The 21837-nt window shown below is 60.3% G+C and carries 24 protein-coding genes; 15 read left to right on the top strand and 9 right to left on the bottom strand.

What is annotated here, in order from left to right; genetic code table 11:
- Together WBK19_RS16085 and lnt are read left to right on the top strand one after the other, a co-directional pair.
- A complete protein-coding gene (locus tag WBK19_RS16085; RefSeq protein ID WP_511291503.1) occupies nucleotides 1-852 on the top strand; it encodes a CorC family transporter in 852 nt (283 codons plus the stop codon).
- Nucleotides 830-2305, top strand: coding sequence for an apolipoprotein N-acyltransferase (gene lnt, locus WBK19_RS16080; RefSeq protein ID WP_511291501.1), 1476 nt, complete (start codon nucleotides 830-832; stop codon nucleotides 2303-2305). Before WBK19_RS16085 ends, lnt begins: the two co-directional genes overlap by 23 nt.
- 1 nt (nucleotide 2306) lies before the next feature.
- Here the strand turns inward: lnt and WBK19_RS16075 are convergent, their stop codons facing one another.
- Nucleotides 2307-2495 (bottom strand): hypothetical protein, encoded by a 189-nt coding sequence (locus tag WBK19_RS16075; protein WP_511291499.1) that lies wholly within the window; start codon nucleotides 2493-2495, stop codon nucleotides 2307-2309.
- On the opposite strand from WBK19_RS16075, the gene WBK19_RS16070 reads away from it, so the two are divergent.
- The gene (locus WBK19_RS16070; RefSeq protein ID WP_511291497.1) at nucleotides 2494-4701 is read left to right on the top strand and encodes a methyl-accepting chemotaxis protein; all 2208 of its coding nucleotides are present in this window, start codon (nucleotides 2494-2496) and stop codon (nucleotides 4699-4701) included. The two genes, WBK19_RS16075 and WBK19_RS16070, sit on opposite strands and share 2 nt — an antisense overlap.
- 209 nt (nucleotides 4702-4910) lie before the next feature.
- On the opposite strand, the gene WBK19_RS16065 is transcribed toward WBK19_RS16070, so the two are convergent.
- Nucleotides 4911-6365 (bottom strand): MFS transporter, encoded by a 1455-nt coding sequence (locus WBK19_RS16065; protein WP_511291495.1) that lies wholly within the window; start codon nucleotides 6363-6365, stop codon nucleotides 4911-4913.
- Nucleotides 6366-6503: 138 nt separating this feature from the next.
- On the opposite strand from WBK19_RS16065, the gene WBK19_RS16060 reads away from it, so the two are divergent.
- The gene (locus WBK19_RS16060) at nucleotides 6504-7400 is read left to right on the top strand and encodes a LysR family transcriptional regulator (RefSeq protein ID WP_511291493.1); all 897 of its coding nucleotides are present in this window, start codon (nucleotides 6504-6506) and stop codon (nucleotides 7398-7400) included.
- A gap of 96 nt (nucleotides 7401-7496) precedes the next feature.
- Here the strand turns inward: WBK19_RS16060 and WBK19_RS16055 are convergent, their stop codons facing one another.
- Nucleotides 7497-8441: an MBL fold metallo-hydrolase gene (locus WBK19_RS16055; protein WP_511291491.1), complete on the bottom strand. Its 945-nt coding sequence runs from the start codon at nucleotides 8439-8441 to the stop codon at nucleotides 7497-7499.
- 67 nt (nucleotides 8442-8508) lie between these two features.
- On the opposite strand from WBK19_RS16055, the gene WBK19_RS16050 reads away from it, so the two are divergent.
- Nucleotides 8509-9366 carry an alpha/beta fold hydrolase gene (locus WBK19_RS16050; protein ID WP_511291489.1) on the top strand — a complete coding sequence of 286 codons (858 nt, stop codon included), beginning with the start codon at nucleotides 8509-8511 and terminating at the stop codon, nucleotides 9364-9366.
- Here the strand turns inward: WBK19_RS16050 and WBK19_RS16045 are convergent.
- Nucleotides 9353-9982, bottom strand: a complete 630-nt coding sequence (locus tag WBK19_RS16045) for a transglycosylase SLT domain-containing protein (protein WP_511291487.1) — start codon at nucleotides 9980-9982, stop codon at nucleotides 9353-9355. The genes WBK19_RS16050 and WBK19_RS16045 overlap by 14 nt on opposite strands.
- Before the next feature lie 196 nt (nucleotides 9983-10178).
- Here WBK19_RS16045 and WBK19_RS16040 point away from each other — a divergent pair, with 196 nt between their 5' ends.
- On the top strand, nucleotides 10179-10361 hold the full coding sequence (locus WBK19_RS16040; protein WP_511291485.1) for a hypothetical protein: 183 nt from the start codon (nucleotides 10179-10181) through the stop codon (nucleotides 10359-10361).
- Between the two features lie 23 nt (nucleotides 10362-10384).
- Here WBK19_RS16040 and msrA read toward each other — a convergent pair whose 3' ends face one another.
- On the bottom strand, nucleotides 10385-10942 hold the full coding sequence (gene msrA, locus WBK19_RS16035) for a peptide-methionine (S)-S-oxide reductase MsrA (protein ID WP_511291483.1): 558 nt from the start codon (nucleotides 10940-10942) through the stop codon (nucleotides 10385-10387).
- A 113-nt stretch (nucleotides 10943-11055) separates the two neighbouring features.
- On the opposite strand from msrA, the gene glyQ reads away from it, so the two are divergent.
- The 9 genes from glyQ (at nucleotide 11056) to WBK19_RS15990 (ending at nucleotide 19242) form a co-directional block, all read left to right on the top strand.
- Nucleotides 11056-12000 (top strand): glycine--tRNA ligase subunit alpha, encoded by a 945-nt coding sequence (glyQ, locus tag WBK19_RS16030; RefSeq protein WP_511291481.1) that lies wholly within the window; start codon nucleotides 11056-11058, stop codon nucleotides 11998-12000.
- Between the two features lies 1 nt (nucleotide 12001).
- Nucleotides 12002-14110: a glycine--tRNA ligase subunit beta gene (gene glyS, locus WBK19_RS16025; RefSeq protein ID WP_511291516.1), complete on the top strand. Its 2109-nt coding sequence runs from the start codon at nucleotides 12002-12004 to the stop codon at nucleotides 14108-14110.
- Between the two features lie 16 nt (nucleotides 14111-14126).
- Nucleotides 14127-14678, top strand: coding sequence for a D-glycero-beta-D-manno-heptose 1,7-bisphosphate 7-phosphatase (gene gmhB / locus WBK19_RS16020; protein WP_511291479.1), 552 nt, complete (start codon nucleotides 14127-14129; stop codon nucleotides 14676-14678).
- Nucleotides 14675-15427 (top strand): lysophospholipid acyltransferase family protein, encoded by a 753-nt coding sequence (locus WBK19_RS16015; protein ID WP_511291477.1) that lies wholly within the window; start codon nucleotides 14675-14677, stop codon nucleotides 15425-15427. The genes gmhB and WBK19_RS16015 overlap by 4 nt, the downstream gene beginning before the upstream one ends.
- A complete protein-coding gene (locus tag WBK19_RS16010) occupies nucleotides 15405-16127 on the top strand; it encodes a M48 family metallopeptidase (protein WP_511291475.1) in 723 nt (240 codons plus the stop codon). Before WBK19_RS16015 ends, WBK19_RS16010 begins: the two co-directional genes overlap by 23 nt.
- Before the next feature lie 134 nt (nucleotides 16128-16261).
- Nucleotides 16262-16915 carry a hypothetical protein gene (locus WBK19_RS16005; protein ID WP_511291473.1) on the top strand — a complete coding sequence of 218 codons (654 nt, stop codon included), beginning with the start codon at nucleotides 16262-16264 and terminating at the stop codon, nucleotides 16913-16915.
- A 112-nt stretch (nucleotides 16916-17027) separates the two neighbouring features.
- Nucleotides 17028-17705, top strand: coding sequence for a hypothetical protein (locus WBK19_RS16000; protein ID WP_511291471.1), 678 nt, complete (start codon nucleotides 17028-17030; stop codon nucleotides 17703-17705).
- A gap of 269 nt (nucleotides 17706-17974) precedes the next feature.
- Nucleotides 17975-18523: a Pycsar system effector family protein gene (locus WBK19_RS15995; protein ID WP_511291469.1), complete on the top strand. Its 549-nt coding sequence runs from the start codon at nucleotides 17975-17977 to the stop codon at nucleotides 18521-18523.
- A gap of 8 nt (nucleotides 18524-18531) precedes the next feature.
- Nucleotides 18532-19242 carry an adenylate/guanylate cyclase domain-containing protein gene (locus WBK19_RS15990; protein ID WP_511291467.1) on the top strand — a complete coding sequence of 237 codons (711 nt, stop codon included), beginning with the start codon at nucleotides 18532-18534 and terminating at the stop codon, nucleotides 19240-19242.
- Nucleotides 19243-19261: 19 nt separating this feature from the next.
- Here the strand turns inward: WBK19_RS15990 and WBK19_RS15985 are convergent, their stop codons facing one another.
- The 4 genes from WBK19_RS15985 to WBK19_RS15970 all read right to left on the bottom strand — a co-directional run bounded on the left by WBK19_RS15985 (nucleotide 19262) and on the right by WBK19_RS15970 (nucleotide 21484).
- Nucleotides 19262-19720, bottom strand: a complete 459-nt coding sequence (locus WBK19_RS15985; protein WP_511291466.1) for a hypothetical protein — start codon at nucleotides 19718-19720, stop codon at nucleotides 19262-19264.
- A gap of 13 nt (nucleotides 19721-19733) precedes the next feature.
- The gene (locus tag WBK19_RS15980) at nucleotides 19734-20492 is read right to left on the bottom strand and encodes a hypothetical protein (protein ID WP_511291464.1); all 759 of its coding nucleotides are present in this window, start codon (nucleotides 20490-20492) and stop codon (nucleotides 19734-19736) included.
- A gap of 61 nt (nucleotides 20493-20553) precedes the next feature.
- Complete coding sequence (locus tag WBK19_RS15975) at nucleotides 20554-21231, bottom strand: hypothetical protein (RefSeq protein WP_511291462.1); 678 nt, start codon at nucleotides 21229-21231, stop codon at nucleotides 20554-20556.
- Nucleotides 21128-21484, bottom strand: a complete 357-nt coding sequence (locus WBK19_RS15970; RefSeq protein WP_511291460.1) for a hypothetical protein — start codon at nucleotides 21482-21484, stop codon at nucleotides 21128-21130. Before WBK19_RS15970 ends, WBK19_RS15975 begins: the two co-directional genes overlap by 104 nt.
- Nucleotides 21485-21837 lie beyond the last annotated feature (353 nt).

The following is a 21837-nucleotide window of genomic DNA, read 5'->3' as shown; positions in this document are numbered from 1 at the left end:
ATGGACAGTGACAGTAAACCGAGTTTCATTGAACGACTGACTTCCCTGCTCCTGCGCGAGCCTGAAGACCGCGAGCAGCTGCTAGAAATCCTGCACGGCGCCTACGAGCGCAACCTGATGGACGCCGATGCGCTGACCATCATCGAAGGCGCACTCGCCGCCTCCGACACCCGCGTTACCGACGTGATGATTCCCCGGGCCCAGATGGACGTCATCGACATCGACGATCCGCTCAGCGAAATCGTCCCCGTCGTCATCGAAGCCGCCCACTCGCGCTTTCCGGTCGTCGATGGCGACCGCGACAAGGTGCTCGGCGTGCTGCTCGCCAAGGATCTGCTGCGCGTCCAGATCGAACCTGAATTCAACCTGCGCGACTGGCTGCGCCCGGCCGTCTTCATCCCTGAATCGAAGCGCCTCAACGTGCTACTCCGCGAATTCCGCGTCTCGCGCAATCACATGGCTATCGTCGTCAATGAATACGGCGGCGTCGCCGGCCTGGTCACCATCGAGGACGTGCTCGAACAGATCGTCGGCGATATCGAGGACGAATACGACTTCGACGAGACCCACGACAACATCCGCCTTGATGCCTCGGGCCGCTACCGCGTCAAGGCGCGCACCGAGATTGAGGACTTCAACGCCGCCTTCAAGACCACCTTCTCCGACGAGGAATTCGACACCGTCGGCGGGCTGGTCCTGCGCCACCTCGGCCGCGTGCCGAAACGCAACGAGGTCATGGACATCGACGGTGTCCGCGTCCAGGTGCTGCGCGCCGACAGCCGCCGGCTGTACACCCTGCTGGTGACGCCGGCACCCAAGCCAGTTGCCGGTGCTCAAGACTTTACTGGCTAAAAACCGGGCAGCGCGCTACCTGATCGCCGCGGCCATCGGCGTCGTCGGCGTCGGCTGCTTCGCGCCGTTCGGCCTGTTCTGGCTGGCGCCGCTCGTCTGGCTCGGGTTTTTCTGGCTACTGCGCGAAGCTGACAGCCCACGGCAGGGCCTGCTGACCGGCCTCGCCTTCGGGATGGGCTTTTTCCTGACCGGCGTTTCGTGGGTCTTCGTCAGCCTCTCGGTCTTTGGCGGCATGCCGTGGTGGCTGGCCGGGCCGGCCGCCTTCCTGTTCTGCACCGTAATGGCGCTGTTCCCGATGTTCGCCGGCTATCTCTTCAAGCGCTGGCAACCCGATGCCTTCTGGCGGCAGACGCTGCTCTTTGCGGCGCTGATTGCCGCGGTCGACTGGCTCAAAGGCTGGATTTTCACGGGCTTCCCGTGGCTCACCGTTGGCTACTCGCAAGCCGCACCCAGCCCGCTGGCCGGTTTTGCGCCGCTGCTCGGCGTACATGGGTTATCGCTGCTCGTCGCGCTGAGCGGTGCCCTGCTCATCCGCTGGCGAATCGGCGCCCCGTTTGCCGCGCTGCTTGCCATGGGCGGCTTCGGCCTGCAGCAGGTGGCGTGGACGACGCCCGTTGGCGAGCCGATCAGCGTCGCGCTGGTCCAGGGCAACGTGCCGCAGGAAATGAAATTCCGGCCGGAAGCCTTCTTCCGCACGCTCGACCTTTACCGCGAACTGATCACGCAAAACCCGGCGCAATTGACCGTGCTGCCCGAAACGGCCATCCCGGTTTTCATCGACCAGATCCCGAGCGATTTCCTCGACGAACTCAAAACGCTGGCCAGACGCCAGAACGGCGACATCATTTTCGGCACGCTGACCGGCGACGACCGTGGCTACTACAACAGCGCCGTCAGCATCGGCAGCTCGCCGCTGCAGATTTTCAGTAAGAACCATCTGGTCCCCTTCGGCGAATTCATCCCCGCCGGCTTCGCCTGGTTCATGGCCTACGCCAACATCCCGATGTCGTCCTTCACGCGCGGGCCGGAAGTGCAGACGCCGCTCGCCGTCGCCGGCCAGCACGTGGCGGCCAACATCTGCTACGAAGACGTCTTCGGCGAAGAAATCATCCGCGCCCTGCCGCAGGCCGGCATTCTGGCCAATCTGTCGAATACCGCCTGGTTCGGCCACTCGCTGGCCCAGCCGCAGCATTTGCAGATTTCCCAGATGCGCGCCGCCGAAACCGGCCGCCCCATGCTGCGCGCGACCAACACGGGGATGACCGCCATCATCGACGCCCAGGGCCACGTCAGCGCCACCCTGCCCGCCTTCACGACCGGCGTGCTGCACGGTGATGTGCGCGCCTACGAAGGCATGACGCCCTTTGCCCGCTTCGGAAACTGGCTGGCGCTGGGGTTGATGGCCGCTCTGGGCCTCGTCGGCCTGACCGGAAAGCGCCTGCGCACCACCTAATCTAGCCAGGCCGCACGGCGAAAATTTCAAAATTGGCCGGTTTTTCCGGTTGACCGTGGAATCGGTGCAATTCGGTGGCCATTGCGCAGACATTGAGCGAAAAGAATCCCTCTATAATTGGGCGCTTAATCCGGCTCGCTTGCGATTTACCGCTTTCTTCCCATCCCTTCACCACAGGCTGAATGAGCATGCAATTCCTTGAAAATCTGCCGCTGGGCAAATTTCTGCGCGTCATATCCTTGCTGGTCTTTGCGGTCCTGCTGATCGTCGGCGGCGTGGGCATTGCCGCCCTGCAAAAGGTTTCGTCAGCCGCCACCTTGATGGGACAGGGCAAGGATGTCGTCGCCGATATCCTGCCGCCGCCGCTGTATGTCATCGAAGCCCAGCTGGTGGCCTACGACATTGCCAGCGCCGGCGTGGATCAACGCCCGAAACTGATCGACAAACTCGCTCAGCTTAAGAAGGATTACAACGATCGCAACAAGTTCTGGACGGAAAGCGATCTCGACGCCGGGGTAAAACAGAAACTGCTTGGCGAGCAGCGCCGTCATGCCGACCTGTTCTGGGCCGAACTCGACAACAACTTCCTGCCGGCCGTAGCGGCGCAGGACACGACGGCACTCGAAGCTTCGCTCAGGCAGATGCGCCAGCACTACGAGGCGCACCGGACGGGCGTCGAGGCGACGGTCGGCGTGGCCGGCCAGTTTGCCGAAACGTCGATGCAACAGCTAATGAACACCAGCCAGACCAGCAGCCTCATCGCGATCATCGCCGGCATTTTGGGCTGTGCCCTGGTCGTGTTCGGCATGAAATCACTGGCGACATCACTCAATCGGCGAATCGGCGGCGAACCGGCCGAGGCGGTCGAGGTGGCCAACCGCATCGCCCGCGGCGACCTGGGTGGCGCGGTCGTTGTTCAGCCTGGCGATTCGGCGAGCATGCTGGCCGCCATGAAGCAGATGCAGGACAGCCTGGGCGGGCTGGTCGACGAGATTAGGCAAATGGTCCATGCGGCGGAAAAGGGCAATCTCGGCAAGCGGATCGACCTGGCCGGCAAGCAGGGCTTCGGCAAGGAAATCGCCGCCGCCCTCAATCAGCTGATGGTCGTCACTGACACCAGCCTGCAGGACGTTTCACGCGTCGCCTCGGCGCTGGCCGCCGGTGATCTCTCGCAAAAGGTGGATGCGGTTTACCCCGGCGCCTTCGGGCAGACGGCCAACGCCGTCAATGCCACGGTAAGCGCCCTGGTGCAGGTGGTCGACGAGGTTCGTTCCATCGTCGATGCGGCGGCACAGGGAGATTTCGCGCAGCAAATCGATACGACGCGCAAGCAGGGCTACGCCAAGACCTTGATCGATCTGCTCAACAGCCTGAGCACAACGGCCGAGCAGGCGCTTTCCGACATTTCATCAGTGTCGCAAGCGCTGGCCGAGGGCGACCTGACGCACAAGATCGAAAGGCATTACCCGGGGCTGTTTGGCGAAACGGCCGAAGGCCTCAACGCCACCGTGGCCAACCTTCAGGAGCTGATCGGCAACGTCGTCGGCGCCGTCGATACGATCTCGACCGCCGCCAAGGAAATCTCCGCCGGCAACACCGACCTCTCGGTGCGCACCGAGGAACAGGCCTCCAGCCTCGAAGAAACGGCGGCGAGCATCGAGGAATTCACCGCCACGGCCCAGCAAAATACTGACAGCGCCAAACAGGCCAACCGTCTTGGCCAATCGGCCTCGGAAATCGCCCAGCGCGGCGGCGAGATCGTCAATGCCTCGGCCGCCACCATGCTCGAAATCCGCGACAGCTCGCGCAAAATCGGCGACATCATCAGCGTCATTGAAGGCATCGCCTTCCAGACCAATATCCTCGCCCTCAACGCCGCCGTCGAAGCCGCCCGGGCCGGCGAGCAGGGCAAGGGCTTTGCCGTCGTCGCCACCGAAGTCCGCGCCCTGTCTCATCGCACGGCGCAAGCCGCCAAGGAAATTTCCGGGCTGATCCGTGAGTCGGCCAGCAAGGTCGAACATGGCACCAACCAGGCGGAAAAGGCCGGCCAGAGCATGACCGAAATCATGGCCGCCATCTCCAGCCTGTCCACCATCGTCGCCGGCATCAGCGCCGCCTCGGTCGAACAGACCATCGGCATCGAACAGGTCAACAAAGCCGTTGCCCAAATGGACGAAGTCACCCAGCAAAACGCCGCCCTCGTCGAAGAAGCTGCCGCCGCAGCCGAATCGCTGGAGGAACAGGCGCAACAACTGAAGCGGCAGGTTTCCAGCTTCAAGCTTGGCCATGGCGCATCGGCCGGCGGGCGAGCCGCGCCGGCTCGTGGCTTGCTCGGGAGCGGCACGCAAAAACTGCACGCCCCAGCAAAAGAAGACGCTGAGTGGTCGGTGCTCTGAGGCTGATTCGAGGCGTCTTGAATAATCGCTCGCAAGCAGCCTGATTTCAATTTCGGGCAATTTTTCCGGTTGACCGTGGAAGGGCACTGGTGGCCCTTTCGTGTCACATCACCTGTGCATCCTCATCGGCGGATTGCTGATTTCGATACGGTGAAAATCCGTGTGATTTCTGACTGCCAGCGTTTATCGAAGTCAGATTGATTTGCCGCCTAAGGAGCCGCTACCCGATTCCGGAATGCGCAACGGTAAGCGCCAGTAGCGATGACAAGCGCAACGACAACCAGCGCGGTGGCAACGGCGAACGTAATCCGCATACCGGCAGCAACGGCGTCGATGGGTGCCGTTGCAATGTCGTTCGTCGCCGATCCGATCGCGAAGACTGCGCCCATGACGGATGCGCCGGTGATCAGTCCAAGGTTGCGCGACAGGTTGAGCAGGCCGGAAATGGCGCCCCGTTGGTTCGGGCTGACATCAGTCATGACCGCAGTGTTGTTGGCCGTCTGGAAGAGCGCATAACTGGCGGTGATGACGACGATCGGTGCGATGTAACCGGCGATGCCGTACATCGTCGGCAACAGGGATAGTGTCAAAGCACCGGCCGCCATGCCGAGAAGGCCAAGGGTGGTGACACATTGGGTACCAAGCCGGTCTGCCAGGCGACCGGCCGGCACTGCGCTCAGCGCAGCGACCGCCGGGCCGATGGACAGGACGAGCCCAACCGTTGCCGCCTCAAGCCCGAGAGAACGAGACAGATAGAATGGCCCGACGACCAGTGTCGCCATCATCACTGTTGAGACGAGGGCGCTGGTGGCCAGGCTCGCGCTCAGTTCAAGCTGGCGAAACATCGCCATTTGGATCAAGGGTGATGTGGTTCTCGCCTCGGCATATACAAACAAGCCGCCACCGAACAACGCCGCCAATAGCAGCGCCATGTTGAGCAGACCGAAACTGCCGCGCCCGGTCGTCATCGCCAGCGCATAGGCGGCCAGCGTCAACGCAAGGAGGAGCGTGCCCATGGTGTCGAAACGGGCGCGTTCGACTTTCGCTTTCCCTTGATCAACGCGGAGGTAGCGATGGGCGAGAAAAAGTGTCAGGGCGCCCAGCGGCAGATTGATGAAAAATATTGCTCGCCAACCAAGCTCCGCGATCAGGACACCGCCGAGCGATGGGCCAAGCGCGGTGCCGATGGCCGACATCGTTCCCAGCAGGCCAATCGCGCTGCCGGTTTTTTCTTTTGGCACCGTCTCGCTGACGAAGGCCATGGCAACGGCCATCATGATGGCTGCGCCTAGGCCTTGCAGAGCGCGGGCAGCAATCAGCAGCCACAACGTGGGCGCCATGGCGCACAGGAGCGAGGCGAACGTGAACAGGAAAATGCCGATCAACAACAGCTTTTTGCGGCCAATGATGTCGCCCAGCCGTCCGGCGCTGACAATCAGGGTCGTGATGGCAAGCAGATAGGCGATGACGATCCACTGAACCGCCTGAAAGGAAGCATTGAAGGCCTCTGCGAGGTTCGGCAAGGCGACATTGGCAATGCTCGTACCGAGGGACGAGAGCAATACGGATAGCGCCAGGCTGGCCAGCACCCAGCGCAGCGAAGGCGTCGATTCGGCGTTTCGGGAGAACGCTTCAACTTGCCCGGCAATGATTGTTTTCACCATGAACTCCTTTGTTGTGCAGCGCCCGAACGGGCTTATCTGAATCGTAGGTCCTGGCACGACATGGCGGAAGGCGCAGCATTCGCATGTTATTGATGCGTATAGCGCCACATATCAGACAAACACTGCTATCGTTACCCCATGCCAAGACCGGATCTGAACCTGCTTTTCACCCTTGATGTCTTGCTCGCCGAAGGCAGCGTGGCAGGCGCGGCCCGACGCTTGCGGCTCAGTCCGTCAGCCATGAGCCGGGCGCTGGCGCGGCTGCGCGAGACGACGGGCGACCCTTTGTTGGTCAGGGCCGGGCGCGGTCTCGTTCCGACGCCGCGCGCGATCGAACTGCGCGAACGTGTCGGGCAACTGGTGCAGGACGGGGAAGCCGTGTTGCGGCCGGCCGAAAAGCTCAACCTCAAACAATTGGTCCGGACCTTCACGCTGCGGACCAGCGAAGGTTTCGTCGAAAATTTCGGCCCCGATTTGATCGCCCGCGTCGGCGACGAGGCACCCGGCGTCCGGCTATGCTTTGTGCAGAAACCGGACAAGAACAGCAAGCCGCTGCGCGACGGGCTTGTCGATCTGGAAACCGGTGTTGTGGGGCAGACGATGGCGCCGGAACTGCGTGTGCAGGCATTGTTCCGGGATCGTTTCATCGGCGTCGTGCGCATGGGGCATCCGCTCAGCCAAGGTGAAGTCACGCTTGCACGTTATGCGGACGGACGGCACATCTACGTCTCGCGTCAGGGCAAGGACAAGGGACCGATTGATGAGTCCTTGCTGGCACTCGGACTGGAACGCGAGATCGTCACCATCGTCGGTGGCTTTTCGACCGCACTGGCCCTGGCTCGGGCCTCGGACCTGATCGCCAGCGTTCCCGAACGACACACCGGAAATTTGCGCGCCGGCATGCATAGTTTTCCGCTTCCGGTCGCCACACCGGAGATCACGATTTCACTGCTTTGGCACCCGCGGCTGGATGCCGATCCGGCCCATCGCTGGCTGCGTGGTCAGGTCAGGGAAGTATGCGCAGCGCTCCGCTGACCTGAGGATTCCGGTTTCAGCCAAATTTTCCGGTTGACCGTGGAATTGCCGAGTCTGCCGCTGCCGTGCCTCAGTTATGGCTCGGCCAGCCGCCGATCAGCCCTGATGATCCAGCCACCAGATCAGTCCCTGCACATTGAGTTCGATATCGGTCGCCAGGATGTCGAGGATGGTCGCTTCGGGTAGCGTGCAACCGTGGCTGCGGAGTTCGGCCAGGAGGTAGGCGGTGAGTTCCTGCTTGGTCGCGGCGTGGCGGGTTTCGCCGTCGTTGGCGTGAGCTTCGGCGATGGCGACGTGGGCGTCGAGACGGCGACGCAGGTCGGCGCCGCGCGCCGGGACATCGTGCACTTGCGCGTAGTGGGTCAGGTACATGGCCTGCGCGCCGTAGCCGAGCAGGCGGTCGATCGAGGCGCGCATTTCGGCCGGGTCGAACTGCGTCGGGCTGGTCGTTGGCTGGATGAACTGGCGACCGTCGACGTCGAATTCCCGGTAAGAGAGGCCGAACATGTCGCCGGTGAAGATGGCATTGGCTTTCCGGTCGATGATGCAGATGTGGTGCTTGGCGTGGCCCGGAGTGTCGATCATGAGCAGTTCGCGGCCGCCGAGCTGGATGGTCAGGCCTTCGTGGGCATCGATGATGCGCTCGGCGGCGATGGGCAGGATGTCACCGTAAACGGTATCGACGTATTCCTTGCCGTAAACCGCGGTGACGCCGGCGACCAGTTTTGACGGCTCGGCCATGTGGCGCGAGCCGCGCGGATGGACGACCAGTTTGGCATTCGGGAATTCGCGCATGAGCGAACCAGCGCCGCCGGCGTGGTCGAGATGAATGTGGGTGAGGATGACGTAATCGACGGCATCGCGGCCGAGGCTGACCTTGGACAGCGCTTCCAGCACATGGGGTAGCGAATCGTTGCTACCGGTGTCGATGAAGGCGACGCGACCGTCATCGACGATCATGTGAATCGCCGCCAGGATGGGGCGCACGTAGCCGGCGTCGAAGGCGATGATGCCGTTGCCGTAGTCTCTCCAGTCGAACATTTCCATACTCCTGCGTATTGACGCCGGCGATTATACTGGCGGCCAGACGATTTCAAAGAGTGAGCCGATGACGCATTTCGTGGCCGACGATGGCGAGAAGATCCACGTCAGGATTTCCGGCGAGGGTTCGCCGCTGATCCTGCTCCATGGCTGGACGTCGAGCAGCCAGGACTGGTTCCCTTTCATGGCCGAGCTCAATGAGCAGCACCGCGTTTATCGCTGGGATGCGCGCGGCCACGGCGGCCATACGCTGGCCCACCCTGGTTCGGCGACGGTCGAACGGATGGCGCGCGACCTCCGCAACCTGATCGACCATTACGGCCTGCACGATGCCACAGCCGTTGGCCATTCAATGGGTGCCCTGACGCTCTGGCAATACCTGCGCGACCACGGCACACACGGATTGGGCAAGCTCTGCTTCATCGACCAGTCGCCCAAGCTGCTGACAGCCGACGACTGGGCACACGGAATTTACGGCGATTTTGGCGTCGACCGTAACAACGAGCTGGTGTCCTGGCTGCGCGACGATTTTGCCGAGGGCGTGCTCAAGCTGACGGCGCACGGCCTCAACAAGCGGGCCGAAGAAAAATACCTGCAGAACGCCTCGGGCTGGCAACGCTCACGCGCCGCGCTGCAGGCCCAGAACCCGGAACCACTGATCAATTGCTGGCTGAGCCTGACCGCCGCCGATTATCGCGACGTGCTGGCCAATATCCCGCTGCCCACGCTGCTGGTTTATGGCGGCGAAAGCAATTTCTACCATGCGTCGACAGCGCACTACGTCGCCGACAACATCCCGAACGCCGTGCTGCGCATCTACGAGGGCACCGACCACTCGCCGCACCAGTGGCAGCGCGAGCGCTTCGTCCGCGAGTTGATGGAGTTCATCAACCCGCCGGACCAAGCCGTTATCAGGTCGTCCTGAACTTCTGGACAGCCTGTTCGAGGCGCAGCTTTTCGGCCAGCACCTTGGTGGCGTAGCGCCGCTCCGGATCGCCGGTCGCCCCGGCAAATTGCTGCAGGCCGTTTTCCAGCCCGCCGTTGCGACGGATCGATTCCTTGAGCACCTTGGCGCCGACCTGGACATTGATGACCGGATTGAGGAAGGCGGCCTGATCGGCGTCTTCAGGCAACTTGTCCTGATGGAAACGCGGCATGACCTGCATCAACCCCTTGGCGCCGACGACGCTTTCGGAGAACGGATTGAAGCGCGACTCGATACCGATGACGGCAATGATGAGCAGCGGATCGAGGTGCAGTTGCCGCCCGGCCGACTGGGCCGTGGCAAAAATCGGCTCCAGCGCATCCGGCGCCACGCGATAGCGATGCGAGACGTACTCCATCGCACCACGCATGCGGGCACTGAGAGCCTCGCCAACGGGATCGATATCGTCGACCGCCAGTTCGTCATCAAGCGCCACTTCTTCGCTCGCTGGCAGCAGGAACTTCAAACCGCCGAGCATGGTGGGATTGCCACTTTGGACGCCGACCAGGGCAAGTACAAAAAATACGCCGGCCAGCATCAGGAACTTCTGAAACATTGAAGACGCGACGGCAGAGAGCCGCAACATCGATGAGGGAAAAACTGTTGAGGTAAACATGCGACCTCCTTCACTGTTGCCACTGCCAAAAAACGTCTTCGACAGCGAACGGTTACAGGGGGTACGACATCGGCCAGAGCCCAAGAGAGGGGTCGCTGGATACCGCAGCCAGACAGGCAAATTGCCACGGAAACCGATGCTGCACCGCAGCATTGATTCCAGTGTATTGATTTATATAGTTATTGTCAATCAACAACCCGGCGCGCAGGAGATTCAGTGTTGCATCGCCGCAACAAAAACGGTTGAAACGCTGTCTCGGCGTCCAGTCAAAAACAGGCCGAAATACGCCATTTCAATTTTGGCCGTTTTTCCCGGTTGACCGTGGAATCGCCCCGCAATCACCTAGCCAGCCTTGATCCGCTCCGCAAAAACCTTGCGCAATTTGAGCGCCTTGGGCGCCACCACGGCGACGCAATAACCCTGGTGCGGATTGCGCCGGAAATACTGGTGGTGATATTCCTCGGCAACAAAGAAAGTCGAGGCCGGCGTCACCTCGGTGACGATGGGCAAGCCCCAGACGCCCTCGCCGTTCAGGTGGGCGATCATCGCTTCGGCGGCGGCCTGCTGGCCGGCATCATGGAAGAAAATGGCCGAACGGTATTGCGTCCCGGCGTCGTGGCCCTGGCGGTTCAGCGTGGTCGGATCGTGGATCGTGAAAAAGGCCGTGAGCAGCGTCTCAAAATCGATTTTCGCCGGGTCGAACTCGATCTGTACGACTTCGGCGTGGCCGCTGTCACCGCGGCACACCGCCTCGTAGGTCGGCTTCGGATCCTGCCCGCCCATGTAGCCGGGCAGCACAGAAATAACCCCGTCCAGTTGCTCGAGCGCCGCTTCGGTGCACCAAAAGCAGCCACCAGCCAGGGTTGTTTTTTGCGTGATCGTCGTTTCCGCCATCTTCATTCCCGTTATTTATCCAGAGATCTGGCAGACAGTATGCCGCCGGCTTCGTTCCGCGCCATCCGTGGCAAAAGCAAGTAAAATCGTGCGTCTCAGAACATCACCGATTGCATCCGATGAGCACCACCAAAAAACAGACGTTTCAGGAAATCATCCTGCGCCTCCAGCAATACTGGAGCGACAAGGGCTGCGCCCTGCTCCAGCCTTACGACATGGAAGTCGGCGCTGGCACCAGCCACACCGCCACCTTCCTGCGCGCCATCGGCCCCGAGCCGTGGAAAGCCGCCTACGTGCAACCGTCGCGCCGACCCAAGGACGGCCGCTACGGCGAGAACCCGAACCGGATGCAGCACTACTACCAGTTCCAGGTCGTCCTCAAGCCGGCCCCGGACAACATCCTCGAGCTCTACCTCGGCTCGCTCGAAGCCCTCGGCTTCGACCTCAAGAAGAACGATGTGCGTTTCGTCGAGGATGACTGGGAAAACCCGACGCTCGGCGCCTGGGGCCTCGGCTGGGAAGTCTGGATGAACGGCATGGAAGTGACGCAATTCACCTACTTCCAGCAGGTCGGCGGCATCGACTGCAAGCCAATCACCGGCGAAATCACTTACGGCATCGAGCGCCTGGCCATGTACCTGCAAGGCGTCGAAAACGTTTTCGACCTGACGTGGACGGAAGGCCTGACCTACGGCGACGTCTATCACCAGAACGAAGTCGAGCAATCGGCCTACAACTTTGAGCACAGCAACGTCGAATTCCTCTTCCACGCCTTCGGCAAGCATGAAGAAACCGCCGTGCACCTGATGGGCAACCAATTGCCCCTGCCGGCTTACGAGCAAGTGCTTAAAGCCGCCCACACCTTCAACCTGCTCGACGCCCGCGGTGCCATTTCGGTGACCGAACGTGCCGCCTACATCGGCCGCATCCGCAACCTCGCCCGCGCCGTCGCCCAGGCCTACCTCGACTCCCGCGCCCGCCTCGGCTTCCCGATGGCGCCGAAGGAATGGGCCGCCGAAGTGCTGGCCAAGCTCGAAGAACAGAATGCAAAGAAAGCTGCCTGATATGTCGTCCAAGAATCTGCTCGTTGAACTGTTCGTCGAAGAACTGCCGCCCAAGGCGCTCAAGAAGCTGGGCGAAGTGTTTGCCCATACGCTGGCAACCTCGCTGAAAAATACCGGTTTGGCCACGTCGACCGCAGCCGTCACCGCCTACGCCTCGCCGCGTCGCCTCGCTGCCCACGTTACCGAAGTCGCCGCCGTCGCCGCCGACAAGCCGGTCGTCCAGAAGCTCATGCCAGTCGCCGTTGGTCTCGATGCCGCCGGCAACCCCACGCCGGCCCTGCTCAAGAAGCTCGCCGCCCTCGGCGCCGACGCTTCCTGCGTACCGAACCTGCACCGCGAAAACGACGGCAAGGCTGACGTGCTGTTCTACGAAAGCCTGGCCAAGGGCGCCACCCTGGCCGAAGGTCTGCAGAAGGCACTCGAAGCCGCCCTCGCCGCGCTGCCCATCCCGAAGGTCATGACCTACCAGTTGCAGGACGGCTGGAGCAGCGTCAATTTCGTTCGTCCTGCCCATGGCCTCGTCGCCTTGTACGGCAGTGATGTCGTGCCGCTGGCCATTCTCGGCCTGACCTCCGGCCGCGAAACGCATGGCCACCGCTTTGAAGCCGTCGTCGATCCGGTCGTCTTCGCCCACGCCGACGAATACGCCAGCAAGCTGGCCGCCGACGGCGCCGTCATCGCCTCCTTCGCCGAGCGCCGCGCCGAAATCGCCCGCCAGCTTGCCGCTGCAGCCGCCAAGGCCGGTGGCAAGCCGACTGACGACGACGCCCTGCTCGACGAAGTCACCGCGCTGGTCGAACGCCCGAATGTGCTGATCGGCCAGTTCGAAGAAGAATTCCTCGCCGTGCCGCAGGAATGCCTGATTCTGACCATGAAGGCCAACCAGAAATACTTCCCGCTGCTCGACGCCGCCGGCAAGCTGACTAACAAGTTCCTCGTCGTCAGCAACATCAGCCCGGAAGACGCTTCCGCCGTGATTGGCGGCAACGAGCGCGTCGTGCGTCCACGGTTAGCGGACGCCAAGTTCTTCTTCGACCAGGATCGCAAGAAGTCCCTCGAATCCCGCGTCATCGGCCTGTCCAAGGTCGTCTATCACAACAAGCTGGGCACCCAGGGCGAGCGCGTCCAGCGCGTTGCCGCGATTGCCCGCGCCATCGGCGACCATCTTGGCGGCGGCGAATTGACGCAGCACGCCGAACAGGCTGCCGTGCTGGCCAAGGCCGACCTGCTGACCGACATGGTTGGCGAGTTCCCCGAGCTGCAGGGCATCATGGGCCGTTACTACGCGCTGCATGACGGCCTTGCGGCTGATGTCGCCGACGCCGTCGAAGACCACTACAAGCCGCGTTTCGCCGGCGACTCCCTGCCGCGCGGCATGGTCGGCACGGTCGTCGCGCTGGCCGACAAGCTGGAAACGCTGGTCGGCATGTTCGGCATCGGCCAGATCCCGACCGGCGACCGCGACCCGTTCGCGCTGCGTCGGCATGCGCTGGGCACCATTCGCATGCTGGCCGAAAGCAATTTGGATTTACCGCTGAATTCCCTGTTGACCGTGGCAGGCAGCGCTTTTGCCGCCGTCGAAGGTTTCAAGAGCGCCGATGCCGAACTGGCCGACTTCATCTACGACCGCCTGGCCGGTAGCCTGCGCGAGCAGGGCTACACGGCGCAGGAAGTCGATGCCGTGGTCAGCCAGCGGCCGCAGCGCCTGGGCGACATTCCCAAGCGCCTGGCCGCCGTGCGCGCCTTTGCCGCGCTGCCGGAAGCTGCCGCGCTGGCGGCAGCAAACAAGCGGGTCAGCAACATCCTCAAGAAAGTCGAGAACCCGGTCGAGCCGACGGTCGATAACGCCCTGCTCAAGGAAGCGCCCGAAATCGCCCTGCACGACGCGCTCGTCGATGTCGTGCCGCAGGCCGACGCCGCCTTCGTCACCGGCGACTACGCCGAATCGCTGCAGGCGCTGGCCGCGCTGCGCGCTCCGGTCGATGCCTTCTTCGATGGCGTCATGGTCAATGCCGACGATCCGGCCCTGCGCGCCAACCGTCTCGGCCTGCTCGCCAAGCTGCACGTGGCGATGAACAAGGTCGCCGACATTTCCAAGCTGTCTGCCTGAGAACAGGAAGAACGCCATGCCAGCCAAGCTCGTCATCCTCGACCGCGACGGGGTCATCAACTTCGATTCCGCCCAGTTCATCAAGAGCCCGGCCGAATGGAAGCCGATCCCGGGCAGTCTGGAAGCGATTGCCCGCCTCACCCAGTGCGGCTATCGGGTCGTCGTGGCGACCAACCAGTCGGGCGTCGGGCGCGGCTTGTTTGACATGGAAACGCTGAACCAGATTCACACCAAGATGCACAAGGCTGTCGTCGCACTCGGCGGGCGGATCGACGCCATTTTCTATTGCCCGCATGCGGCCGATTCGAAATGCGACTGCCGCAAACCGAAGCCCGGCATGTTCAAGCGCATTTCCGAGACGCTCAACGTCGATCTCAAGGGCGTCCCGGCCATCGGCGATTCGCTGCGCGACCTGCAGGCCTGCGCGGCAGCGGGCTGTCAGCCGATGCTGGTGCTGACCGGCAAGGGCGAAAAAACCAAGGCCGAAAACGAATTGCCCGAGGGCACCGTGGTCTTCAAGAACCTGTCTGCCGCGGTCGACGCCATCCTCAAGGAGAAGACACCATGAGGGCAGTGCGCTCGACGCTGTTCATGGCCTACGCCGTCGTCTGGTCCATCCTCACCGCGCCGCTCGTCGTCATCGCCGCCCTCGCCTTGCGCGGGCTGTGGGGCTACCGTTTCGGCAAGCTGTGGCGCCTCGGCATTCAGTTCGGGGTCGAAAATATCCTCGGCATCCGGCCCAAGGTTATCGGCCTGGAAAATATGCCGAAAGAGCCTTGCGTCATTCTCGCCAAGCACCAGTCGGCCTGGGAAACGATGACCATCCAGGATCTGGTACCGGCCGGCGCTTTCTGCGTCTTCGTGCTCAAGAAAGAATTGCTGCGCGTGCCGCTGGTCGGTTGGGGGCTAGGCGCCATGAAGATGATCTCGATCGACCGCGCTGCCGGCAAGGATGCCCTCGACCAGGTCGTCGTCCAGGGTCGCGAGCGCCTCAAGCAGGGCTTCTACGTCATCCTCTTCCCCGAAGGCACGCGCGTCGCGCCGGGCCAGAAAAAACGCTACAAGCCGGGCGGCGCCTACCTCGCCACCCGCGTCGGCTGCAAGGTTGTGCCAATTGCCCATGATGCCGGCGAACTGTGGCCGCGCCAGGCTTTCCTCAAAACGCCGGGCACCGTCACGATGAGCATCGGCCCGGCATTCGACGCCACCGGGATGACCGAGGCCGAAGTCAATCAGCGGGCCGAAGCCTGGATCGAAGACGAGATGCACCGCATTTCGCCGCATCGCTACGCGGATGCCTCGCACAACGCCACCTGAGCCGGCGCGCAGCATCGTCATTGCCGGCCAGGCCGTCGCCTACCAGCTGCGGCGCAGCCAGCGCCGGACCATCGGCCTGGCCATCGACCACCGCGGCCTGCGCGTCGGCGCGCCGACGCGGGCGCGCATCGGCGACATTGAAAGCCTGATCCACGAGCACGGCCAGTGGGTGCTCGACAAGCTCGCCGCCTGGCGCGACCGGCCGGCTGCCAGCAAGCAGGAGATCACCGCTGGCACCGTGGTTTTTAGCCTTGGCGAGCCGTTGACCGTAGCATTCACCGATGTCGGCCGTAACCGCTGGCAGTTCGGCCCCGGCACGCTTTACCTGCGCCCCGATGCGACGCATCCCGCCAGTGACCTGCTCGAAAAAGCCCTGCGCGAAAAAGCCCGCACGGTATTCGCCGAACGGCTGGCCATCCATGCCCCGCGGCTCGGTGTCGGCCAACCGCCGTTGCGCCTGTCGTCGGCCCGCACGCGCTGGGGCAGTTGCAGCCACCACGGCGGCATTGCGCTGAACTGGCGGCTGGTGCTCATGCCGCTGGCCATCGTCGATTACGTCGTCTGCCACGAGCTGGCCCATCTCAAGGAAATGAACCATAGTCCTAGGTTCTGGGCTGTGGTCGAGCAGCTATGCCCGCAATGGCGTGCTTTACGTGCTGAATTAAGGGTTCTTGGAAAAACCATACCGAGCTTCTTGTAAGGAATTTGTATGGTTTTTGCACTCTCTAACTCACCTGCTGTTTAGGATCGACACAGCCCAATTGAACACAGTGCGTAACAATTCATCTGCGAACTAGATTGCCTCACGAGCTTGTCTTTTGAAGGAGTTTTCTGATGTGCGACGCTCTTACTTGGTCCCTTGACGCGATACGCTGGCCTGAAACAATCAGCGCAATTGCAGCCGTGCTCACCGCCGCAATTGCATTCTATGCGTTGCATACTTGGAGGCGCCAAGACAAGGCCAAGGGTAAAGCTGAATTCCTCGATGCGCTAGTTGAGGCTGCCCACACCTACATTGCGGCGATGGTTGAGCCCATAACGTTCGTAGTGATTGCAAAGATCGGCATGAAAAGCCAAATGCCAACATGGGAAAACCGCGAGCAGGAAGACATACCAGTCAAAGGTGCGATTGCCTACATTCAGAAGGACGGGGAGCATCATGGCAAGCTCCTGCACGAGGTACTGGATAATCTCCAGCCGTCGGTAGTTAAGCTCAAGTCCCTAGCAGCGAAGGGGCAGGTATTCAAATTCGACGACTACACGAAATGCAAGAGCGCAGTTGAGGGACTTACACGACATTTCGAAATGATAGAAGCGTTCATGGCGGTCATAAGGTCACCGACATGGAACTGGGAAAATCCAGAGGTGCTAGATCTTTTGAAGCGTGTAATGGCTATCGACCCGAAGGAAATCAGAAAGAGCCTCCAAGAGAACAATGTCGCCCTCCTTGAATTTACCGGAACGACTTACATTCGGATTTACGGCTAAGTAACACGGCCAGCAGCAACACACAGAGGACGCAACTTGCGCACAAAACAGTTAACTTGTGCGTAATGTAGGTATATCATGCACACTATCGCGATAGATAGGAGTGTGCAAAATGGCGTTCAGAGCAGACGAAGCAGCACGGGTCGGATACGAGCAGATGGAGGCTTATCTTGTTCCACGGCCTAGGGATGCAGACGAGTCCCAAAGGGCACGCAGCAAAGAGGCGTTGCTGGATATCATTGATGAACTCGGACCTGTTGTTAGCGGGTATCCGTCGTGGCATCCGCTGGTCCGCAACCATGACGACCGCTACCCGGTTACAACGCCGAGCCAGGACTGCGGATACCAAGGTCTCGACCATACGAAATACTTCGTCAATGGATTTATCACCTGCCCCTACACTGCAAGCGGGAAGGCAGAGGTGATCATCGAATCCGTGAATGCGCTGCCACATCACCATGCCGCCAGAATCACGGCGGAGAAGCTGGACGTGCAGCTATATCACCCCGATGCGACTCCTGTGCTGGTCAAGTGCGAGTGGAACAAACGCCTGGACGCAGACGGAATGATCCCGCTGTCCATTGCCATGCCCCTGATCCTAGAAAAGGAAATTCCATGCTGGGAGTGGTCTCATGTGGCAGAGACATGGGAAACGATGCGCCCCTACCTCCTTGGCCGCCCCCACGGCAGCCGGTCGTCCCTGTTTGTGAGCCAAGAGACCGGGCAAGCGATCAAGAAAATCTGGAATGCCCTGATCTACACGGGGATGTTTGGCCCGATCAAAGTGTGACGGACTGAGGCAGCAATGCCGGCACAGGCCGGGCAACACCCGAGCCAATACCCATGTAGCCACCTTGGGGTGATCGCGGCCCCTGCCGCCGGCAACCCGGCCCAGTTCGCCGATGCCGTATAGGCGACGTTCGGCCAATCCTCGTCCGTTCCTGCATGGGCAAGGCTATTCGTCTAATACGCTGGCCTAACACCCGATTGCTGCCGATGTTTCTGTGAATGGCTTACCCGATGTACCATGCCATTTTCATTGACGCTGGAATTTAGGTAATGCAGGGTACTCAACCGTTATTAGTGGCAAACCCCGCCCCTAAAAGTGCTGATGCATTCAACGAGCTAGAACGCTTAAAGTTTGCTCAGTGGGTTCTGGAGCGCCATCTCGGCTGGGTCGCCTCATCAGAGGTCAAGGCTGCCGTTATCGTAACAATCGACACTGCAATGCTCGGCGCATTGGCCACCGGATATAGTGCGTTGCAAACCTCTGAGCGGACTCCCTGGGCAAACCTTCTGACTTGGCTTTCAGGAGGAATGCTTGTTGCCGGTCTCTATTGCATCGCAATGGCAATTATCCCAAGGCTGAACGGCCCCAAAGACTCGAAGATTTTCTTTGGCTGCATCTGCAAGAACGCCGCCCCCGATTTTCAAGACAGCTTCCAAAAGTCATCCGCCAATGACTTGCTTACTGATTGCCTAGCCCAGATTCATCGGAATGCCGAAATTGCGAGGGATAAGTTCAAGTGGGTTCGAGCTGGAATGAAATGGTCCTTTGTGGCAATCCTCCCATGGGTTGCAGCCCTAGCAACACTCATTAAGAAGTAGGGGTATCTATGGGACTTAAAGCCGACCTCACTACGGAGGCAAAAGCTACTCTCTCCCAAATATGGGAGGAAGAGGCAACCACAAAGGTACCTGTATCAGAAGATCTTCGACTGAATGAAAACCATGCAAAGCACCTAGAGTCAGCAACGGTTCTATATGCGGACTTGGATGGCTCGACCAACATGGTTGATACATATAGTTGGTCATTTGCTGCCGAGATCTACAAAATCTATTTGCGTAGTGCAGCACAAATTATCCGAAGTGAAGGCGGCTCGATTACTGCGTATGACGGTGACCGAATCATGGCCATTTTCATTGGTGACAACAAAAACACTTCAGCCGTTAAAGCTGCACTGCAAATTAACTACACAGTTAATGAAATTCTTAGGCCAGCAATCAAGAACCAGTACCCAAATACCAGTTTTATCCTGAAACATGTTATTGGAGTCGATACGAGCAACCTACGAGCTGCTCGTATCGGAGTAAAAGGAGACAACGACATTGTCTGGGTAGGTCAAGCTGCCAACTACGCGGCAAAGCTCTGCACGCTCTCAGAGAAGCCGCTTTGGATTACAAAAGCAGTTTTCGAAATGATTAACAAAATGGTCAAATTTGCCGATGAAACCGAATCAGGGACTCCAATGTGGGAGAAACGATTCTGGACCCCAATGAACAATTTTGAGATTTATTGTTCAACTTATCAGCGTAATTTTGGTTAATAGATATCGCCCCCGCTCATCACTGCCGCCTTACTAATTCAGCAGCCGCCAACTCGCACAGGTTGAGCGCCTGTGTGAAGCGGTGGGTGCTAAGATCGTGCAGTTCGCTCAGGGCAATCAGTGCCTCAACCCGCGAATCGCCATCCTTGTTGCGTGCCGGGTCTGCCAGTTGATAGAGGCATGCAGTTATCCAGTCTTTCATGGGTTCTTTGCGCTGCTCGTCAGTCGGTTCAATGTCAGCGTAAATGATGGCGAAATAGTGTTCGCGCCCGCGCCATGCACCGCGCCGAATGACCGCCCGCATCTCGGCAACGGTATCAAGCACACGCTGCCATACCGCTTCCGCTGATTCGAATGGCTGTCCGACGACCACAGTATCTCGGCCTTCAAAGAAGATCGTGTAACGCGTGGCGGGTGAGCGCTCGCTATCGAATACGATCTTCAGGCGCTTCTCTCGGTCAATGTGGGTAGCGATCATGCGAATCTCCTTCTTACGGGGCAGGCAGGGCTAGCTGTGTGTCGCGCAGGGCCTGCACCGTGCCTGCTGCGAGGTACTGAACATCCAGCTTCTTGAAGATCGCCTGCAGGGTGCAAATCTCGGCGGGAGTCAGCTTGGCTCGCAACTCGTCGCTGGGATTGGGGCGCTCAGTGCGGTCAGGACTACTGGGGTCATGCATCTTCACCAACATATGGCGGTAAAAAAGCATCTCGTTCATGTCCAACTTGTTAAGGTCGTAATCCGGTTTGTCGTCGGTGCTGACGGTCACGTCCTGCTGGAACCGGCTTGGCGCATCGAGGCCGAGAAGCTTGGCGCGGCGTTCCATGACCCGCGCTGCTGCCGCTATCGAGGCGAGACGGGCCGCTTTGTCTTCGGCGATACAGGTAAGGGGCTGGCCGGTCCCGGGGTCTTTGATGGCCTCACCGTTGCGGTCGATAACGGGAATCTGAACGACTCGACCGTTATGCAGGAGGGGAGTGAAGCTCCGGAGCACGTTCATCGCCTCCGCATACAACGAGTCGAGGCGGGCCAACTCTAGACCTCGCAACTCTTCCGCAGGCTCCTTCGTCATGGAAGCTAGGGCGCGGGTGATGACGTTATGGACGGACACCGCACTGATGCCCATATGGTCGCCAATTTCTTGGAGGTTGCGTCCATCTAGACGCATCTGGATTATTTCGGCACGACGTTCCGCTTCGCGGATGCTCTTGGCGCTGGTGATGGCCTTCGGGCCTTTGCCTGTCTTTGTCATTCGGTACTCCGATGGACAGGCACTTATGCGGCTTGGCCGCAGGTTACGCCATGCTGTTGTGTTACATAAAAACGCTGACGCGGCTCAGTTCCTTGCTGATGTTGGCGGTGCGAACCTTTGACATGGCCAGCGAATCAGTAACACGCCGCACAAGTGCGTCATTTGCTTGATTGGCAAAGCCTTCCGGTGTCGCGCCGGACTGCTGAGCAAAATATCGGGCTTCCTTCCAATCGCTAAAGTCGCTTTCCAGATCGTCAGTCAGCTTGGCAAGCGCAGCAGCGAGCGGTTCCATGTCAGCAATGCGCTTGCCAGCCCGATTCAAAATCGAGTCAGCAGTGGCTTTCAATTTGGCACCGCGCTCAGCACGTTCAATTTCCTCAGCATTGCCAACCTCAGCCGTCAGCGCAGCGCGCCGAAGCTCAAGGCGCTGAATCAGCCGACGGGTGCGCTCCATTGCAACTTCGAGCTGATCAGCTTTCGCGTCCTCGCCTTTCGCTGCTGCGGAAACATAGTCAGCATTAAGAACGGCATATTCGCCGCTGGCTTCGTTGTGCTTGGCGATTACGTCAGCAAGGGTTTCGCGGAGTTTTTCAGGGGTGTTCATTTGGATGATTCCTAGTGGTTGGTGAATCGGGTTACTTCTGGCGGTGGATGTTCCCGGCGTTGAGCTGCGCCTCGAATGCTTCTTTTCGAGCGGCACCTGCATCGCCACCGTTGAAGGCGTGGGCTTTTTGGTCATGCTCGGCGCTGATGATCGCGTTGGGCAGTTCTGCCTTGAAGCGGTCGAGCTCTTGATGCTCGGCTACTGTCATTTGAATCGGGCGTGAAGGTTGCCCAGCCGACTGGTCTTCTCGATACTGATTTCGCTGCATAGTTGATGCTCCTTGGTTAATCAGGTGGGTTAATGCGTCTTGGCGGGCACATCCCGCCCCAAGACTCTGTCTGACCTGTTCCACCATCTGGAGCAGGTCTTGATTGAGGGTGAATTCCACGCGAGCACCTCCGTCGTGTTTAAGTCGGTCTCGGAATGCTTGCTGGTTCCTGGCGTTGTCGGTTGGCAAAGCTGATCTCTCGGCTGGAATGGGCATGGCAAAAGCATAGGGCGAAATTACCGGTAATACTCTGATGACGGCGCTGCATCCAGTTGCCGATGGTGGCGACCAGCTTGGACAGGTCAGGTGATCCACCAACGCTGAATCCGTACAAATTCCTTACTCGGCAAATCACCGGAGCGAAAAAACAGAAGCATTCCAATCCGTTGCCCAGCAAATGGACAGTTCCATTAGTTACCGGCATATGAGAAAGAGGCGATTGCAGCAACGCGCTGCAGGCGATCAAACGATGG

Source organism: Azonexus sp., assembly GCF_049652925.1.
Lineage (GTDB): Bacteria > Pseudomonadota > Gammaproteobacteria > Burkholderiales > Rhodocyclaceae > Azonexus.
The sequence above is the reverse complement of the archived record's forward strand: the minus strand, read 5'-3'. Positions and strand labels throughout refer to the sequence as shown.

What these genes read in the sequence shown, in the direction of transcription:
- gmhB (WP_511291479.1), top strand. Translation starts at nt 14,127, where the DNA reads ATGCCAGCCAAGCTCGTCATCCTCGACCGCGACGGGGTCATCAACTTC.
- WBK19_RS16000 (WP_511291471.1), top strand. Translation starts at nt 17,028, where the DNA reads ATGGCGTTCAGAGCAGACGAAGCAGCACGGGTCGGATACGAGCAGATG.
- WBK19_RS15985 (WP_511291466.1), bottom strand. Translation starts at nt 19,720, where the DNA reads ATGATCGCTACCCACATTGACCGAGAGAAGCGCCTGAAGATCGTATTC.
- WBK19_RS16065 (WP_511291495.1), bottom strand. Translation starts at nt 6,365, where the DNA reads ATGGTGAAAACAATCATTGCCGGGCAAGTTGAAGCGTTCTCCCGAAAC.
- glyS (WP_511291516.1), top strand. Translation starts at nt 12,002, where the DNA reads ATGTCGTCCAAGAATCTGCTCGTTGAACTGTTCGTCGAAGAACTGCCG.
- WBK19_RS16060 (WP_511291493.1), top strand. Translation starts at nt 6,504, where the DNA reads ATGCCAAGACCGGATCTGAACCTGCTTTTCACCCTTGATGTCTTGCTC.
- WBK19_RS16005 (WP_511291473.1), top strand. Translation starts at nt 16,262, where the DNA reads ATGTGCGACGCTCTTACTTGGTCCCTTGACGCGATACGCTGGCCTGAA.
- WBK19_RS15975 (WP_511291462.1), bottom strand. Translation starts at nt 21,231, where the DNA reads ATGACCAAAAAGCCCACGCCTTCAACGGTGGCGATGCAGGTGCCGCTC.
- msrA (WP_511291483.1), bottom strand. Translation starts at nt 10,942, where the DNA reads ATGAAGATGGCGGAAACGACGATCACGCAAAAAACAACCCTGGCTGGT.
- WBK19_RS16050 (WP_511291489.1), top strand. Translation starts at nt 8,509, where the DNA reads ATGACGCATTTCGTGGCCGACGATGGCGAGAAGATCCACGTCAGGATT.
- WBK19_RS16075 (WP_511291499.1), bottom strand. Translation starts at nt 2,495, where the DNA reads ATGCTCATTCAGCCTGTGGTGAAGGGATGGGAAGAAAGCGGTAAATCG.
- WBK19_RS15995 (WP_511291469.1), top strand. Translation starts at nt 17,975, where the DNA reads ATGCAGGGTACTCAACCGTTATTAGTGGCAAACCCCGCCCCTAAAAGT.
- WBK19_RS16040 (WP_511291485.1), top strand. Translation starts at nt 10,179, where the DNA reads ATGCTGCACCGCAGCATTGATTCCAGTGTATTGATTTATATAGTTATT.
- WBK19_RS15980 (WP_511291464.1), bottom strand. Translation starts at nt 20,492, where the DNA reads ATGACAAAGACAGGCAAAGGCCCGAAGGCCATCACCAGCGCCAAGAGC.
- WBK19_RS16085 (WP_511291503.1), top strand. Translation starts at nt 1, where the DNA reads ATGGACAGTGACAGTAAACCGAGTTTCATTGAACGACTGACTTCCCTG.
- WBK19_RS16010 (WP_511291475.1), top strand. Translation starts at nt 15,405, where the DNA reads ATGCCTCGCACAACGCCACCTGAGCCGGCGCGCAGCATCGTCATTGCC.
- WBK19_RS16070 (WP_511291497.1), top strand. Translation starts at nt 2,494, where the DNA reads ATGCAATTCCTTGAAAATCTGCCGCTGGGCAAATTTCTGCGCGTCATA.
- WBK19_RS16055 (WP_511291491.1), bottom strand. Translation starts at nt 8,441, where the DNA reads ATGTTCGACTGGAGAGACTACGGCAACGGCATCATCGCCTTCGACGCC.
- WBK19_RS16045 (WP_511291487.1), bottom strand. Translation starts at nt 9,982, where the DNA reads ATGTTTCAGAAGTTCCTGATGCTGGCCGGCGTATTTTTTGTACTTGCC.
- WBK19_RS16015 (WP_511291477.1), top strand. Translation starts at nt 14,675, where the DNA reads ATGAGGGCAGTGCGCTCGACGCTGTTCATGGCCTACGCCGTCGTCTGG.
- glyQ (WP_511291481.1), top strand. Translation starts at nt 11,056, where the DNA reads ATGAGCACCACCAAAAAACAGACGTTTCAGGAAATCATCCTGCGCCTC.
- WBK19_RS15990 (WP_511291467.1), top strand. Translation starts at nt 18,532, where the DNA reads ATGGGACTTAAAGCCGACCTCACTACGGAGGCAAAAGCTACTCTCTCC.